We start from the raw sequence: 15965 nt of genomic DNA on the forward strand, positions 1-15965 counted from the left end.
CCCATAACGACGTCGGCCCCGCACCAAAAGGTGCGGGGCCGACGTCGTTAAGCCGTGGTTGTTAGTCCTCGATGGTCGCGATGACTGCGCCGGCCGAGACGGTCTCACCGGGAGCTGCGGAGAGGCCCCTGACGGTACCTGCCTTGTGCGCGGTGAGGGGCTGCTCCATCTTCATGGCTTCGAGGACCACGATGAGATCGCCTTCGGCCACCACGTCACCCTCGGCGGCCGCCACCTTGACGATGGTGCCCTGCATCGGCGAAGTCAGGGCGTCGCCGCCCGCGGCAGCAGCCGCGGCCCCGGCCGAGCGGGAGCGCTTCTTCGACTTACCTGCCTTGGCGCCCGTTCCGGCGGAGGTGGTCGCGACGCCGGCGCCCAGGCCGGACGGCAGGACCACCTCAAGGCGCTTGCCGCCAACCTCGACGACGACGCGCTGACGCTCACCGGCGTCGGGCGTTTCAGCGTTGGCGCCGACGGCGGACCAAGCGGGAATGCTGTTGACGAACTCGGTTTCAATCCAGCGGGTGTGGACCTTGAACGGACCTTCCGCAGGGGCGAAAGCGGGGTCTGTCACAACGGCGAGGTCAAAGGGGATGACGGTGGGGATCCCCTCAACCACCATTTCCTCGAGGGCGCGGCGGGAACGCTGGAGCGCCTGCTCACGGGTGGCACCGGTGACGACCAGCTTGGAGAGCATGGAGTCGAAGTTGCCGCTGATGATGTCGCCCTGCTCGACGCCGGAATCGACGCGGACGCCGGGGCCGGTCGGGTTCTTCAGCGTAGTGATGGTGCCCGGAGCCGGCATGAAGTTGCGACCCGGGTCCTCGCCGGTGATGCGGAATTCGAAGGAGTGGCCGCGGACCTCGGGGTCGTCGTAGCCGAGCGCCTCACCGCGGGCAATACGGAACTGCTCGCGGACGAGGTCGATTCCAGTGACCTCTTCGGAGACGCAGTGCTCAACCTGGAGGCGGGTGTTGACCTCGAGGAAGGAGATGGTGCCGTCCTGGCCCACCAGGAATTCGCACGTGCCGGCGCCGAGGTAGTTGGCTTCCTTCAAGATGGCCTTGGAGGACTCGTAGAGGCGCTTGTTCTGCTCTTCGCTCAAGTACGGAGCCGGGGCTTCCTCCACGAGCTTCTGGTTGCGGCGCTGCAGCGAGCAGTCGCGGGTGGAGACAACCACCACGTTGCCATAGGCGTCCGCCAGGCACTGGGTTTCGACGTGGCGGGGGGCGTCCAGGAAGCGCTCGATGAAGCACTCGCCGCGGCCGAATGCTGCGGTGGCCTCGCGGACGGCGGATTCGTAGAGCTCCGGAATCTCATCCATGGTGCGCGCTACCTTGATGCCGCGGCCGCCGCCGCCGAACGCTGCCTTGATGGCCACGGGAAGGCCGAATTCTTCGGCGAACTTGAGGATTTCGTGCGCGTCCTTGACGGGGTCGGCTGTGCCGGGGACCAAGGGTGCGCCGACCTTCTCGGCAATGTGGCGGGCCTGGACCTTGTCACCCAGGGCCGAGATGGCTTCGGGGGAGGGGCCGATCCAGGTGATTCCCGCGTCAATGACCTTGGCGGCGAATTCGGCGTTTTCGGCCAGGAAGCCGTATCCGGGGTGGATGGCGTCAGCACCCGACTGCTTGGCGACATCGATGATCTTGTCCATCACCAGGTAGGACTCTGCGGCCGTGTTGCCGCCCAAAGCGTAGGCCTCGTCGGCGAGGCGGACGTGCAGGGCATCGCGGTCCGGGTCCGCGTACACGGCCACGGAGGCAATGCCTTCGTCCCGGGCGGCTCGGATGATGCGGACCGCGATTTCGCCGCGGTTGGCAATCAAGACCTTGGTAAGAGGGCTGGAAATGGGCTGCGCCGGGTTAGCTGACAAGTTGTTGACTCCTTCTGTCCTTCAGGGAGCCTAGCGTGATTGTGAGGGTTCCGCCCATATTGATGAGGGATTCCGTGTGTGAACGGCCGTTCCTTTGTAGGGTTGCTACAAAGTGTTCTCCTGGGCATCCGACGCCCACAGTTCCGTAACGCTTACGTTCGCGTGGACCAGCAGGTCCCGGAGGGTGGAGATGGAAAGCCCGACGACGGCGTGCGGGTCGCCGTCGACCTTGCGGATGAAGGCCCCGCCGAGGCCGTCGATGGTGAAGGAACCGGCGCAGTGGAGCGGTTCCCCGGTGGCGATATAGGCGTTGATTTCCTGCTCCGACATCTCGGCGAAGTGCACTTCCGCACTTGAGACGGCACCCAAGGTGGCGCCCGTGCCCTCGGCGGGCTCGTCGTCGTCGACCTCTGCTGCCGTCTCCCGGCAGTCCACCAGCCAGTGGCCCGTGTGGAGGATGCCCTTGGAGCCGCTCATGCGCAGCATGCGCTCCTTCGCGACGTCGGCGGTGTAGGGCTTGCCGTGGGACTCGCCGTCGAACTCGAAGACGGAATCGCAGCCGATCACCAGGGCGCCTTCCGCCTCGGTAAGGGCGGCAACGGCCTCGGCCTTGGCGCGGGCAAGCAGCAGTGCTGTGTCGTGTGCATCGGTGACACCGTACCTGGCCTGGACCGCGTCCTCGTCCACGTCCGAGACCACGATGTCGTGGGCGATGCCCGCCTCCGTGAGGAGCTTGGTGCGGGCGGGGGACTGGGAGGCAAGGATCAATCGGGTCACGCCCTCCAGCCTAATACGGACGCTCTCCCACATCCCGACACCTTCCGGCCAAACTTCTCTCACTTCCGACCGTTATTCGCCGGTCCCTCTCTCAGATCCCACCCCCTAACGGCCAACGCTCTCTCACTTTCGTGGAGAAAGTGAGAGAGCGTTGGTGGGTTCACCCGGGGATGTGAGAGAGCGTCTAGTGGACCAGTTGCTCGGAGCCGCTCTTCGAACGGTCGCTGCGCTCCAGCTTGGCACCTTCGACATCCACGTCCGGGAGGATCCGTCCCAGCCACTTCGGCAGCCACCAGGCCTTCTCGCCGAGCAGGTACATGATGGCGGGCACGATCGTCATGCGGACAACGAAAGCGTCGATCAGCACACCGAACGCCATCGCGAAGCCCAGCGGACGCACCATGGTCAGGTGGCTGAAGATGAAGCCGGAGAACACGCTGACCATGATGATCGCGGCAGCTGTGACCACTGCGGCTGCATGGCTGAAGCCCGTGCGGACGGCGTGCTTGGCCGACTCGCCGTGCATGAAGGACTCGCGCATGCCGGAGGTAATGAACACCTGGTAGTCCATGGCGAGGCCGAACAGCACGCCGATCAGGATGATGGGCAGGAAGCTCAGGACCGCGCCCGGGTTCGCGACGTCGAAGACGGTTCCCAGCCAACCCCACTGGTACACGGCAACCACGGCACCGAACGCGGCGGCCAGTGAGAGCAGGAACCCACCGGTAGCCAGCAACGGCACAACGATCGAGCGGAACACCAGCAGCAGCAGGATCAGGGACAGCCCCACCACAATGGCAAGGTATGGCGGCAACGCAGCGCCCAGCTTCGCGGACACATCGATGTTGCCGGCCGTTTGCCCGGTCAGGCCGATGGTGACGCCGAGGTCATCGTGGATCGTCTGGCCCTTGCCTCGAAGATCGGACACTACCTGCACGGTTCCGGCACTGGCCGGGCCCTCCTTGGGAATGACCTGGAAGACGGCGGTGCGGTGGTCGTCGCTGATGGCGACGGGTACGGCCGCGATGACGTTCTGTACGCTGCGGAGCTGCCCGGCGACGTCGTACTGCTTGTTCTTGGCATCGTTCTCGTTGAGGCCCTCGGGGAACTCAGCCACCACGATGATCGGGCCGGTCATGCCTTCGCCGAAGCTGCTGCGGGTGAGGTCGTAGGCCTTGTAGGCCTGCGAATCGACAGGTTCCGAACCGCCGTCGGGCAATGCCAGCCGCAGCTGCGAAGCCGGCAGCGCCAAGGCGCCCAAAAGCACGACGCTCGCTATGAGGGAAACCCACGGGTGACGCGTTACCAGGCCACCCCAGCCACCGCTGCTGCGCTTCTCCTCACGCTCGCGGTCGGCGGCCTCGTGCCCCGGTTCGGCGTTGTGCTTGGCGGCCTTTGCCCAAGCGCGCTTGGAGATGAGCCTGCGGCCGATCAACCCCAGGACGGCGGGCGTCAGGGTCAACGCGACGACGACGGCGACACCGACTGTTGCTGCGGCGGCAACACCCATGACGGCGAGGAACGGCAAGCCGGGCACCACCAGGGCGGCCAGCGCGATGATGACGGTGAGGCCGGCGAACAGCACGGCGTTGCCCGAGGTGCCGGTGGCGAGCGCAGCGGATTCTTCCCCGTCCATCCCGGCCAGCAGCTGGGTGCGGTGCCGGTTGACGATGAAGAGGGAGTAGTCGATGCCCACCGCGAGGCCAAGCATCAACGCAAGCATGGGGGAGATGGAGCTCATGTCGATCACGCTGGTGAGCGCGAAGGTGCCGCCTACGCCCACGGCCACGCCGACCAAGGCCATTACCAAAGGCAGGCCCGCGGCGATCAGCGTGCCGAGCATGAGGATCAGAACCAGCGCCGCAACGGCGACGCCAACGATTTCAGCGATGCCGAAAATCTCCGAGACGTCCTCGGTGATCTCCTTGCTGGCGTAAGCCGTGACGCCGGCCGAGGACACCTCGTGGACGATCTCCTGCACTTTCTCGCGGACCGCCGGATCAACGGCATTGATGGAGGTCTTGAACTGGACCTGGGCTACAGCGGCCTTGTTGTCGCTGGAGACGAAACGCAGTCCCTCGGAGGCCTCGGCCTGCCGCTTCCCGAGCGCGAGTTTAACGGCGCCATCGGCAGCTTCCTTGTCTCCGGCGTCGAGCTTTTCCTTGGTCGCGGCCAGCTGGGCGCGCTGTGCACCCAACTGGGCGTCGATCTGGGCGGGCGTGAGGCCGGAGGCTGCCAGCTGCTGTTCGGCGGCAGCGAGCTGGGCTTCGCCCGCAGTGAGCTGTGCGCGTCCGGCGTCCAGTTGGGCTTTGCCTTCGGCTGCCTTGGCTTCACCGGCGGCGATGTCGCCCGGTGCCTTATCCAGCTGCTCCTGGGTCGTAAAGGGGTTCACCGTGGACTGGACGTCGGGGATGCCCTTCAGTTTCTCGAGCGCTGCGCCGACGGCATCCTTCTTCGCCTGGTCGAAACCGGAATCACCGGCGTCGAAGACCACACTGGCGGAACCGCCGGACGCTTCCGGCAGAGCTTCTTTGAGCTTGTCCGCCATCCGCTGCGTCTCCGTGCCGGGGATGGTGAAGTTGTTGGACATGGTGCCGTGGAAGGCGGCGGCAGAACCGCCCACGGCCACCAGCACCGCGAGCCATATGGAGATGACCAGCCAGCGGCGGCGATATGAAAATTTGCCGAGGCGGTAGAGGAACGAAGCCATGTCAGAACCGATCTGTGGTGGAAGGAACGGGTGCGGATTGAGCGGAAGCGCCCGACGACGGCGCGAAGCCGCCTCCCAGTAGCCCCATCGCGTCGATGAGGTGCTGGCGTAGGACGGCGAGTGATTCGGGGGAGAGGTCGGGTCCGCGCTCGGCGAACCAGACGTTCATGGCTGCTTTGCCACAGGAAATGACGGAGCCCGCCAGTGCATGCAGGTAGAGCTCGCTGACGCCTGCGCCCAACCTGTAGCGGGCGGCATCGATGATCTGCTCGGTGCAGTGGTCCCAGGCTTCGAGCTCGGAGCGGGCCAGGGAACGGTTGTCCTGGGTCAGGCTGAACAGCTCGGCCATGGGGGCAACGGACATGGGGTCGGCGAGGGCCATCAGCGCCGCTTGGGCGGATTCAAGGATCGACTCCTCCGCTGGCCGCAGCCGGAACTGCTCCAACGCCCGGTCCATGAACCCGTCCGCGACGGAGGCCAGGGCAGCTTCGAGGCTGGGGAAGTAATTGAAGAAGGTGCGCCGGGAAACGCCTGCGCTGGCGGCTATGTCCTCGACGGTGAAGTTCCCGGCCCCTTTGCTGCGCAGGAGATCCAGGGCTGCGCCGGCAATGGAGCTGCGGGTAGCGGCCTTGTTGAGTTCGCGCCGTGAAGGAGTGCTCTGCCCGGTTGATGGGAGCGCAGAGCCTTGCTCCTGGCTGCTGATGGAAGTCACATACTTACACTAAGTGCAACTTTGCACTGTGCGCAAACTGATTTTAAGCGGTCTACAAAAAATCCCGCCCTCGCCCGGTCTCCTCGCCGAGGAACGGCAGGGGAGAGCGGGCAAAAGCGGGACTGAGCGGATGGAAGGAGGATCAGAACTGCTGCGGAGGGGCTGGGTGGATCGGCGGGGCGGGCGGCTGCTGCGGCTGTGCCGGCTGGGCAGCCTGCTGGCCGGTGCTCTGGCCTGCGTTCCTGGTCAGGTAGATCGACTGCCCGGTGGCACCCGGCTCACCCTCGCCCAAAGGAAGCACATAAACCGCGGTGCCGTAGGCGCAGACTTCGGTCCAGTTGGTGCCCATTTCGGAGGTGTCGAAGCGCATGGCAACAATGGCGTTGGCACCGCGCTGCTGTGCTTCGTTGACCATGCGTGCCATGACTTCCTGTCGGCTTTCGTAGAGCGCTTTGGTCATTTCGGGCAGCTCGCCGCCGCCCAGTGAGCGGAAACCGGCGAGCATCTGTGAGCCGATGTCCCGCGATCGGACGGTCAGGCCCATGACTTCGCCGAAGACGGCGTCAATGCGGTGGCCCGGGATTTCATTGGAGGTGACGATCAACATGGTCAGAGCCTATCCAGCTTTCGGCCCTTTAACGGGGAAATCCCCCGGGGAGAACTCCCCCGGGGGATCAACACCGTTCACAGCCGGTTGACGCTAGGCTTTGGCGCCGGCCAACTCGCGCTCGTCGGCTTCAGCGGCGGCCTTGTCGGCTGCGTACTCGTCGGCGAACGCTGCGCCGTTGCGCGGGGCGTTGTACAGCGACTCGTCCAGGATGCCCTGGCGCTTGGCGACAATCGCGGGCACCAGGGCCTGGCCGGCTACGTTGACCGCGGTGCGGCCCATGTCCAGGATGGGGTCGATGGCCAGCAGAAGGCCGACGCCGGCCAGCGGCAGTCCCAGCGTGGACAGGGTCAGCGTGAGCATGACCACGGCGCCGGTGGTGCCTGCGGTAGCGGCGGAGCCGAGGACCGAGACCAGCACGATCAGCAAGTACTGGCTGAAGTCCAGGTTGATGCCGAAGAACTGTGCCACGAAGATCGCCGCAACAGCCGGGTAGATCGCGGCGCAGCCATCCATCTTGGTGGTGGCACCCAGCGGCACGGCGAAGGAAGCATAGCCCGAGGGAACGCCGAGGTTTCGTTCAGTGACGCGCTGCGTGAGCGGCAGCGTGCCGATGGAGGAACGGGAGACGAAGGCCAGCTGTACGGCAGGCCAGACGCCGGAGAAGTACTGCTTGATCGACAGGCCGTGTGCACGGACCAGGATCGGGTAGAGCACGAAGAGGACCAGGGCCAGGCCAATGTAGATGGCGGCCGTGAACTTGCCCAGCGAGCCGATGGTGTCCCAGCCGTAGATCGCAACGGCATTGCCGATCAGGCCGATGGTTCCCAGCGGGGCGATACGGATGATCCACCACAGGACCTTCTGGATGACGGCCAGCGCGGATGCGTTGAATGTCAGGAAGGCCTCAGCCTGCTTGCCCACCTTGAGGGCGGCAATTCCGACGGCGATCGCGACCACCAGGATCTGGAGGACGTTGAAACTGACGGACGTGCTCACCGTGGTGGCAGCGTTGGCGCTTTCCGTGACAGTGGAGCTCGCGCCCAGGCCCAGGAAGTTCTTCGGGAACAAGCCGATCAGGAACGCCCACCAGTCACCGGTCTTGCCGGCGTATTCGGCCTTCTGGGTGATGCCCGTAGCAGCGCCCGGCTGCAGGAGCACGCCGAGGCCGATACCGATCAGCACGGAAACGAGGGAGGTGATGGCGAACCAGAGCAGGGTGTTCCATGCCAGGCGCGCTGCGTTGGAAACCTGGCGCAGGTTCGCGATGGAGCTCACCACCGCAGTGAAAATCAAAGGAACGACGGCGGTCTGCAGCAACGAGACGTAGCTGGAGCCGATCGTCTGGAGGGTTGCGCCGAGGCCGTTGGGGGCAGCCTTGGTGCTGCCGGTGTACTTGGCGATGAGGCCAAGAACCAGGCCGACAATGAGGGCAGCGATGATCTGGACGCCGAACGAACCGGCCCACTTGGGGAGCCGGAAGCCGGTCTTTCCAGCTGAAGGTGATGTTTGGATTGAGGTGCTCACCGGAACACGGTAGGTGCTTGCCAAATAACATAGCGAACGGACGTTGAGAAATGTTACGTGCGCAAATGTTATTCCCTGTGCGTTTGTGACGTTGCTCTCCGGCAAGCACCGGTACCGAGGGTGGGCGCCAGGGGTGGGCGCTGGCGTCGTTGTTGTGCTCCGCACCCCCTAACGCCGATCGCACCCGTAACCGCTGGTGCATTTCGCGGCTACGGGTGCGAAGGCAACGCCGAAGGGGTGCGCTTGGCGGAGCCGGGTGCGACCACCGCTCCAAAGGCGGAGCTCAAGCGGGTCAGCCCAGCAACGCCCTCCGCAGCACGTCCAGGCCTACGGAGCCTATGTTCAGGGCTTTACTGTGGAATGACTTGAGGTCGAAGTCATCCCGCCCCTCGAGATCTGTCCTGATCTGTTCCCACAGACGTTGGCCTACCTTGTAGGAGGGTGCCTGTCCCGGCCAGCCGAGGTAACGGGCGAATTCGAACTGAAGCTGCCCCTCGCTGATATCAAGGTTGGCCCTGAGGAAATCGAAGCCCTTCTCCGGGGTCCAGGTGCCGGAGCCCCAGCGTTCGGGGATGGGCAATTCCAAGTGGACTCCGATGTCGAACACTACACGTGCCGCACGCATGCGCTGGCCATCCAGCATGCCCATGTGGTCGCCCGGGTCCTTGAGGTAGCCCAGCTCGAGCATGAGTTGCTCGGCGTAGAGCGCCCACCCTTCGCCGTGGCCCGAGACCCAGCAGACGTTGCGGCGCCAGTTGTTCAGCAGCTCGCGGCGGTACGTAGCTGTTGCCACCTGCAGGTGGTGTCCCGGGACGCCCTCGTGGAACACTGTGGTGGTCTCGGACCAGGTGGTGAAAGTGTCTTCGCCAGCGGGCACCGACCACCACATCCGACCGGGCCGTGAGAAGTCGTCCGAGGGGCCGGTGTAATAGATGCCGCCCTCATCGGTGGGGGCAATCATGCATTCAAGGGTCCGCATGACGTCCGGGATGTCGAAGTGGACGTCCGCCAGTTCGGACACGGCGCGGTCGGAGAGTTCCTGCATCCAGGCCTTCAGGGCGTCGGTGCCCTTGATCTGCCGTGCGGGATCGTTGTTGAGGATGCTCTTGGCTTCCTCGATCGAAGCGCCTGGCTTGATCTGCCCGGCAACCTTTTCCTGTTCGCCAATGAGCCGGTCCAGTTCCTGCACACCCCAGGCGTACGTTTCTTCCAGGTCCACCGCTGCACCCAGGAATGACCGGGAAGCAAGGGCGTAGCGCTCACGGCCAACGGCGTCCTTTTCCGGGGCTACCGGGAGGAGCTCGTCCCGCAGAAAGGCGCCCAAGGCGCTGTACGCCGAACGCGCGGCCGCTGTTCCGGCGTCGAGCTTGTCCTGGACCCCGGCGGGCAGCGGCGCGTCGCCAATCCGGGCATTGGCGGCGAGCTTGGCGAAGAAGCCGTCCTCGGCGGCATAGCGGCTGGTCTGCTCGATGACGATGCGGACTTGCCGGGCAGCGGAGACTTTGCCGGAGCCGGCAGCTGCGCGCAGTGATGAAATATATCCCTCGATCGCGCCCGGTACATTGGCCGCGCGACCGGCGATGTGCTCCCACTGTTCTGCCGTGTCGGTAGGCATGAGGTCGAAAATGGCGCGGATGTCCTGGGCCGGGGAAGCGATGTTGTTCAGGTCCGCCGCGTCCCAGCCCGAGGCGTGGATCTCCAGATCCAGGCCCAGACGCTCGCGCATCGCATCAAGTGTCACAGCGTCGGTTTCGTCCGCGGGCTCAAGAGCAGCCAAGGACTCCAGGGCGTCCCGTGCAGCCTGGGCGTGGGCAGCTGCCCCGGCCTGGGAGTAGTCCTGGTACTCCGTTTCGTGGCCGGGCAGCCCAAGCGTGGTGGCGAAGCTGGGATTGAGTTCGATCAGCTTTTCTGTGTACGCGTCAGCGACGGCGTCGATGGCAGACTTCGGGCGTACGGAGGTGTTTGCAGTAGTCACCCACAGAGCCTAACCGTGACGAACGCCACGTGAAAGGGTTGTTGAACTTATTTGCAACGTGCCGCGGGAAATCAGCCCCGGCTGCGCCTCCACGCGCCCGGACCCGGAGTGGGGTCAAGACGCAACTGCTGGCGACGCACCCAGTGCCTGACGTTCGGCTTGGGCAGCTCCGCTTCCGGCGGGGCGCCAAGGGAAACCACGACGGCGGCAATCGCCGCGAGCTCTTCGGCTGTCGGTTCGCCCTTGACCACCGAGAACAGGGGCTGCGTGGGCTCGTCGGCCGGAGAAGGGGTCTGTGCGGTGGTCACAGCGGGATGTTTCCGTGCTTCTTGGTGGGCAGGCTGGCCCGCTTGTCACGCAGGGCGCGCAGGCCACGGATAATCTGCAGGCGGGTGTCCGAGGGTGCGATGACGGCGTCCACATAACCAAGCTCAGCGGCCTGGTACGGGTTGAGGAGTTCTTCCTCGTAGCCCTGGATGATCTCTGCACGGCGGGCCTCAACGTCCCCGCCGGCCTCGGCAACGGCTGCGAGATCGCGGCGGTACAGGATGTTTACGGCACCCTGGGCACCCATGACACCGATTTGGGCCGTGGGCCACGCGAGGTTGAGGTCGGCGCCGAGCTTCTTGGAACCCATCACGATGTACGCTCCGCCGTAGGCCTTGCGGGTGATGACCGTGAGCTTGGGAACAGTAGCTTCGGCGTAGGCGTAGAGGAGCTTGGCGCCACGGCGGATGATGCCCTGGAACTCCTGGTCCTTGCCGGGAAGGAAGCCCGGGACGTCCACCAGGGTGATGATGGGGATGTTGAAGGCGTCGCAGTGGCGGACAAAGCGGGCAGCCTTTTCCGACGCCGAGATGTCCAGTGTTCCGGCGAACTGCATGGGCTGGTTGGCCACGATGCCAACGGTGTGCCCTTCAACGCGGCCGTAGCCAATGATGACGTTGGGGGCATACAGCGACTGCATTTCCAGGAAGTGTGCGTCGTCCACGATCTGCTCAATGACCTTGCGCATGTCATAAGGCTGGTTGGCCGAATCCGGAATCAACGTATCCAGGGCGAGGTCGTCGTCGTCGAGTTCCAGTTCCTGGTCGTGCTCAACGACCGGGGCCTCGGAGAGATTGTTGGAGGGCAGGAAGTCCAGGAGTTCGCGGACGAACTCGATCGCGTCCGCTTCGTCGGATGCCAGGTACGTGGACGTGCCGGTGGTGGCGTTGTGCTGGCGTGCCCCGCCCAGGGTTTCCATGTCCACGTCTTCGCCGGTGACGGTCTTTATGACGTCGGGTCCTGTGATGAACATGTGGGAGGTCTTGTCCACCATCACCACGTAGTCGGTAAGGGCAGGGGAGTACGCGGCGCCCCCGGCACAAGGGCCCATGATGAGGGAGATCTGCGGGACCACGCCGGAGGCGTGGACATTGTTGCGGAAGATGTCCGCGAACATGGCCAAGGAGGCGACGCCTTCCTGGATTCGTGCGCCGCCGCCGTCGTTGATGCCGACAACCGGGCAGCCGTTACGGAGGGCGAATTCCTGGACCTTGACGATCTTTTCGCCGTTGACCTGGCTCAGGGAGCCGCCGTAGACGCTGAAGTCCTGGCTGTAGATGGCAACCAGGCGGCCGTCCACGGTGCCGTATCCGGAGACTACGCCATCGCCCAGGGGCTTCTTCTTTTCCATGCCGAAAGCGGTGGAACGGTGGACGGCGAGGGCGTCGAACTCGACAAACGAATCGGGGTCGACCAGGAGGTCGATGCGCTCACGGGCGGTGTTCTTTCCGCGTGCGTGCTGCTTTTCGATCGCTTCCGGGCCGGAAGGCTGCTCTGCCCGTGCCTGGCGGTCGCGGAAGTCGGCAATCTTTCCCGCTGTCGTTGTCAGATCGTGGCTCATCAAGTGTCTCCGGCTCTGTAGCTGATATTCGCTGGCGCAGTCCTGAGTGCGGACAAGTAGCTGACTTAAGTAGCTTCCGTACAAAGAACAGGCCCCGCAGGCCAGTCTAGTGACGCGTTTGCCGCGAACCGCTGTAGAAACCCTACAATTTTCCGCGGCGTAGCCAAATCGACCACTATGTTACCCGTGAGTAACATAGTTGGGTTAGAGTGTCCCCATGACTTCAAGCAACGATGCTTCCAGCACACTTTCCCAAAGCGGCAGCCCCTACGTCGCCAAGGGTTCGCTCAAAGGCAGGACCATCCTGATGTCAGGCGGCAGCCGCGGCATCGGCCTGGCCATCGCCACCCGCGCCGCACGCGATGGCGCCAACATTGTCCTCATGGCCAAGACCGGAGATCCGCACCCGAAACTCGAGGGGACCGTCTTCACTGCGGCAGAACAGCTGGTCGCCGCAGGCGGGCAGGCCCTCCCGCTGGTCGGGGACGTCCGCAACGATGACGACGTCGCCGCCGCGGTTGCCGCCGCCGTCGAGCGTTTCGGGGGCATCGACGTCGTGGTCAACAACGCCTCGGCCATCGACCTGTCCGGCACCGACGCCGTAGACATGAAGCGCTACGACCTCATGCAGGACATCAACGTCCGCGGCACCTTCCTGTTGTCGAAGCTGTCATTGCCGGCGCTCCGGGAGTCAGGGAACGGTCACATCCTGACGCTCTCCCCGCCGCTGAACCTTGACCCCAAATGGGCGGGCATGCACTTGGCCTACACCATGGCCAAGTACGGGATGAGCCTGACTACCCTGGGACTCGCCGAAGAGTTGAAAGACGACGGCGTGTCGGTCAACTCGCTGTGGCCGTGTACCTTGATCGACACCGCTGCGATCCGGAACATGCCAGGTGGCCGGCAGATGGTCCAGGCCGCCCGCGGACCGGAAATCATGGCCGACGCGGCCCATGCAGTGTTGACGGGTTCAGGGGCCACAGGGAACTTCTACACCGATGAAGAAGTCCTGCGCGCGGCCGGCGTCACTGATTTCGCCCCCTACAGCCTGGGTGCTCCGGAAGACCGCTTGGTGCCGGACATCTTCCTCTAAGCCTATTAACGGGTTCTTTTCAGGGCAGCGGGCCTTCCCGGACGGCGCAACTGGATAGGATTCAGCTATGGATGCCGAACAGCCCAACAGCAGCGAACCGCACGTACCCTCCGGAGGCACGGAACGGCCCGCCCTGGATCGCGAAGCGTTGCAGCAAGCGGACTTCCTGTCCGCTACCGGCATCCCGCAGCTAGAAATCGTCGACTCGACCGGCTCCACCAATGCGGACCTCATCCGTGCAGTGACCGTTGAGCCGAAAAAGTGGGGCGATCTCGCCGTACTGACGGCCGAGCACCAGACGGCGGCGCGCGGACGCCTGGACCGGCACTGGGAAGCGCCCGAACGGTCGGCGGTATCGGTCTCCATCGTGCTGCGGCCCGTCACATCCCAGGGCATGCCGGTTCCCACCCAGAGCTACTCGTGGTTGTCACTGCTGGCAGCAGTCGCCTTGCGCGAAGCGTTGCAGGAAACGGCCGGAGTGACTGCCGAGATCAAGTGGCCCAATGATGTCCTGGTCAAGGGCCGGAAGGTTGCAGGCATCCTTGCCCAGATGACGCCCCTCGGGGACGGCTCCGTGCCGGCAGTGGTCCTGGGTGTCGGCCTTAACGTCTCCCTCGCCGAGGACGAGCTGCCGGTTCCGACGGCGACGTCCCTCGCCGTCGAAGGGGCCACGACGACGGACCGCACCGCACTGCTGAAAAGCTACCTTTCGCGTTTTGCCCGGTTGTACCGCAGTTTCTGCAACTCCGAAGGAGACCCTGCCGCGGGTTTGGCCGGCGGAGCCTCGCTGCACAAACGGGTTGAATCGGCCATGGTCACCCTGGGGCGGGAAGTCCGGGCGCACCTGCCCGGCGATCTTGAACTGGTGGGGCACGCCTCCCGCCTGGACGAGCACGGTTCCTTGCTGGTGGTTGACCATGGTGGCCGGGAACATGTCATCACTGCCGGCGATGTGGTGCACCTGCGCGCCACAGAAAGCGGTTATGCGTAAAGAGTTGCTTCCGGGGGAGCAGGTCATCACCATCACGCGTCAACAGGCCCGCTCCCTCTTCTTTCCCGTGCTGGCCTGCATCGTTGTTCCTGCCGTCGCTGCGTATGCGTGCGCATGGATCGTCAAAGGCAACCCGCAGCGCCTCATTCCTTTTGTTTCGTCCGAGTGGACGCCTTGGCTCTTGGGTGCGTGTGTTCTGCTGGCGGTGTGGTTCCTGGCGGCGTACAGCCTCAAGCGCGTCCTGAAGTGGCGGTCCATCCGCTACATCCTGACCAGCCGGCGCATACTTGCCAGATACGGAATGTTCCGGCGCAACGATTGGCAGGTATCCCTGGCGTCCATCCGCAATGTGGGAGTCCACCAAAGCCTGATCCAACGGTCATTGCACTCAGGGAATATATCCTTGGATACCGGGCACTCCGGAGCAGCGTTGCTGACCGATGTCCCTGAGGCAGGCAAATTCAGGGGTTTCATTCTTGACGCGATGGACGAACTCCCGCAAGGTGAGCCTTTTGAGGGCGAAGTGCTGGACGACTATGAAGAATTGCCGTGGGAATTGAGAGAAGGTGGATGGGATGAGCGTTGAGGATCAGCAGTCCGGCGAGGACCTGGACCAGGAGTTCGACGCAGCACCCGAACCTTCGGACGCCGCAGCGGACACTCCAGAGGACGACGACGCCGAGCCGGGCCCCGTCCGGACGAGCGTGCCGACGGGTCCTCCGACTGGCGTGATGTCGGCGGAGCGGCTCGCCATCAAAGCCTTGGAATCGAAACTGCTGGGCGGCGAACGCAAGCTTCGGCGACGTGAGGTGGCTGCCGGCGCGGGCGTGTCCATCCTGTCCGCCCGCAAGGTGTGGCGGGCACTGGGTTTCCCGAACTTCAACGATGAGGACGTGGCGTTCACCGAACGCGACCAAGCAGCGCTGTCCCGCATCCTGGACCTGGTGCGGGCGGGTCTGCTGACCGAAGAAGCCGCCATCTCCGTGACCCGTTCCATTGGCCAGATGACGGACCGCATGGTGGTCTGGCAGATCGAGGCTCTGGTAGAAGACATGGTCTCTGAGCAGGGCATTCCGGACGCCGTGGCCCGCAAACAGTTGGTGGGCCGCTTGCCCTCCCTGGTGGATTCCCTCGAAGAGATCCTCGTCTACTCCTACCGCAGACAGCTCAATGCCGGCATACAACGGTTGGCCGTGCGTGCCGAAGCAGGGCTCCAGGCCAGCGAAGAAGGCCGTGAGGGTGACGAGGACGATTCTCCGTTGCCCTTGGCGCGCGCCGTCGGTTTTGCCGACCTCGTCTCGTACACCAGCCTTTCGCGGCGCATGAATGAAAAAACGCTGGCCCAGCTGGTGCAGCGCTTCGAGAACAAGTGTGCCGAAATCATCTCCGTTGGCGGTGGTCGATTGGTTAAGACCGTGGGCGATGAAGTGCTGTACATTGCCGAGACCCCGGCTGCCGGGGCCGAGATTTCCCTCGCATTGGCACAGGCCTTCACTGAAGACGAGATCCTGCCCCAGTGCCGCGTGTCCATGGTGTGGGGGCGCATCCTTTCGCGTCTTGGCGACATTTACGGACCCACGGTGAATCTGGCCGCCCGCCTCACAACGCTGGCCCAGCCGGGCACGGTCCTGGTCGATGCCATGACCGCTGCGGCCCTGGGGCAGGACGACCGTTTCGTGCTGGTGCCGCAGAAGTCGGAGAACGTGCGCGGCTTCGGCGAGATCCACCCGGTCATGCTGGCCCGGGGCCGGGGCAAGGGCCTGGTGCTGGACTAAGGCCTACCCAACGCCCCGGAAAGCCCACCTC

At 64.6% G+C, this 15965-nt stretch carries 13 protein-coding genes; 4 read left to right on the top strand and 9 right to left on the bottom strand.

The genetic code is table 11. The features are described from left to right. Nucleotides 1-61: 61 nt before the first annotated feature. The 9 genes from N5P29_RS07025 to N5P29_RS07065 form a co-directional block, all read right to left on the bottom strand. Nucleotides 62-1876 (bottom strand): acetyl/propionyl/methylcrotonyl-CoA carboxylase subunit alpha, encoded by a 1815-nt coding sequence (locus tag N5P29_RS07025; protein WP_262277901.1) that lies wholly within the window; start codon nt 1874-1876, stop codon nt 62-64. Between the two features lie 105 nt (nt 1877-1981). Next, nucleotides 1982-2653 (bottom strand): Maf family protein, encoded by a 672-nt coding sequence (locus N5P29_RS07030; RefSeq protein ID WP_262277902.1) that lies wholly within the window; start codon nt 2651-2653, stop codon nt 1982-1984. Between the two features lie 184 nt (nt 2654-2837). Beyond that, complete coding sequence (locus tag N5P29_RS07035) at nt 2838-5363, bottom strand: MMPL family transporter (RefSeq protein WP_262277903.1); 2526 nt, start codon at nt 5361-5363, stop codon at nt 2838-2840. A 1-nt stretch (nt 5364) separates the two neighbouring features. Next, nucleotides 5365-6075: a TetR/AcrR family transcriptional regulator gene (locus tag N5P29_RS07040; RefSeq protein WP_410007903.1), complete on the bottom strand. Its 711-nt coding sequence runs from the start codon at nt 6073-6075 to the stop codon at nt 5365-5367. Between the two features lie 142 nt (nt 6076-6217). After that, nucleotides 6218-6682, bottom strand: a complete 465-nt coding sequence (locus N5P29_RS07045) for a YbjQ family protein (RefSeq protein WP_262277904.1) — start codon at nt 6680-6682, stop codon at nt 6218-6220. Between the two features lie 93 nt (nt 6683-6775). Continuing rightward, the gene (locus N5P29_RS07050; protein ID WP_262277905.1) at nt 6776-8209 is read right to left on the bottom strand and encodes a dicarboxylate/amino acid:cation symporter; all 1434 of its coding nucleotides are present in this window, start codon (nt 8207-8209) and stop codon (nt 6776-6778) included. A gap of 292 nt (nt 8210-8501) precedes the next feature. Next, nucleotides 8502-10184, bottom strand: a complete 1683-nt coding sequence (locus N5P29_RS07055; RefSeq protein WP_262277906.1) for a DUF885 domain-containing protein — start codon at nt 10182-10184, stop codon at nt 8502-8504. A gap of 71 nt (nt 10185-10255) precedes the next feature. Then, nucleotides 10256-10492, bottom strand: a complete 237-nt coding sequence (locus tag N5P29_RS07060) for an acyl-CoA carboxylase subunit epsilon (RefSeq protein WP_262277907.1) — start codon at nt 10490-10492, stop codon at nt 10256-10258. After that, the gene (locus tag N5P29_RS07065) at nt 10489-12072 is read right to left on the bottom strand and encodes an acyl-CoA carboxylase subunit beta (RefSeq protein WP_262277908.1); all 1584 of its coding nucleotides are present in this window, start codon (nt 12070-12072) and stop codon (nt 10489-10491) included. Before N5P29_RS07065 ends, N5P29_RS07060 begins: the two co-directional genes overlap by 4 nt. 217 nt (nt 12073-12289) lie before the next feature. Between N5P29_RS07065 and N5P29_RS07070 the strand changes: the two genes are divergently transcribed. From N5P29_RS07070 to N5P29_RS07085, 4 genes are all read left to right on the top strand, one after another. Then, on the top strand, nt 12290-13168 hold the full coding sequence (locus N5P29_RS07070) for an SDR family oxidoreductase (protein ID WP_262277909.1): 879 nt from the start codon (nt 12290-12292) through the stop codon (nt 13166-13168). Nucleotides 13169-13235: 67 nt separating this feature from the next. Then, complete coding sequence (locus tag N5P29_RS07075; protein ID WP_262277910.1) at nt 13236-14159, top strand: biotin--[acetyl-CoA-carboxylase] ligase; 924 nt, start codon at nt 13236-13238, stop codon at nt 14157-14159. Beyond that, nucleotides 14152-14745, top strand: coding sequence for a PH domain-containing protein (locus N5P29_RS07080; protein ID WP_262277911.1), 594 nt, complete (start codon nt 14152-14154; stop codon nt 14743-14745). Before N5P29_RS07075 ends, N5P29_RS07080 begins: the two co-directional genes overlap by 8 nt. Next, on the top strand, nt 14735-15934 hold the full coding sequence (locus tag N5P29_RS07085; RefSeq protein ID WP_262277912.1) for an adenylate/guanylate cyclase domain-containing protein: 1200 nt from the start codon (nt 14735-14737) through the stop codon (nt 15932-15934). Before N5P29_RS07080 ends, N5P29_RS07085 begins: the two co-directional genes overlap by 11 nt. The last annotated feature ends 31 nt before the right edge of the window (nt 15935-15965 follow it).

Source organism: Paenarthrobacter sp. JL.01a (assembly GCF_025452095.1).
Taxonomy (GTDB): Bacteria; Actinomycetota; Actinomycetes; order Actinomycetales; family Micrococcaceae; genus Arthrobacter.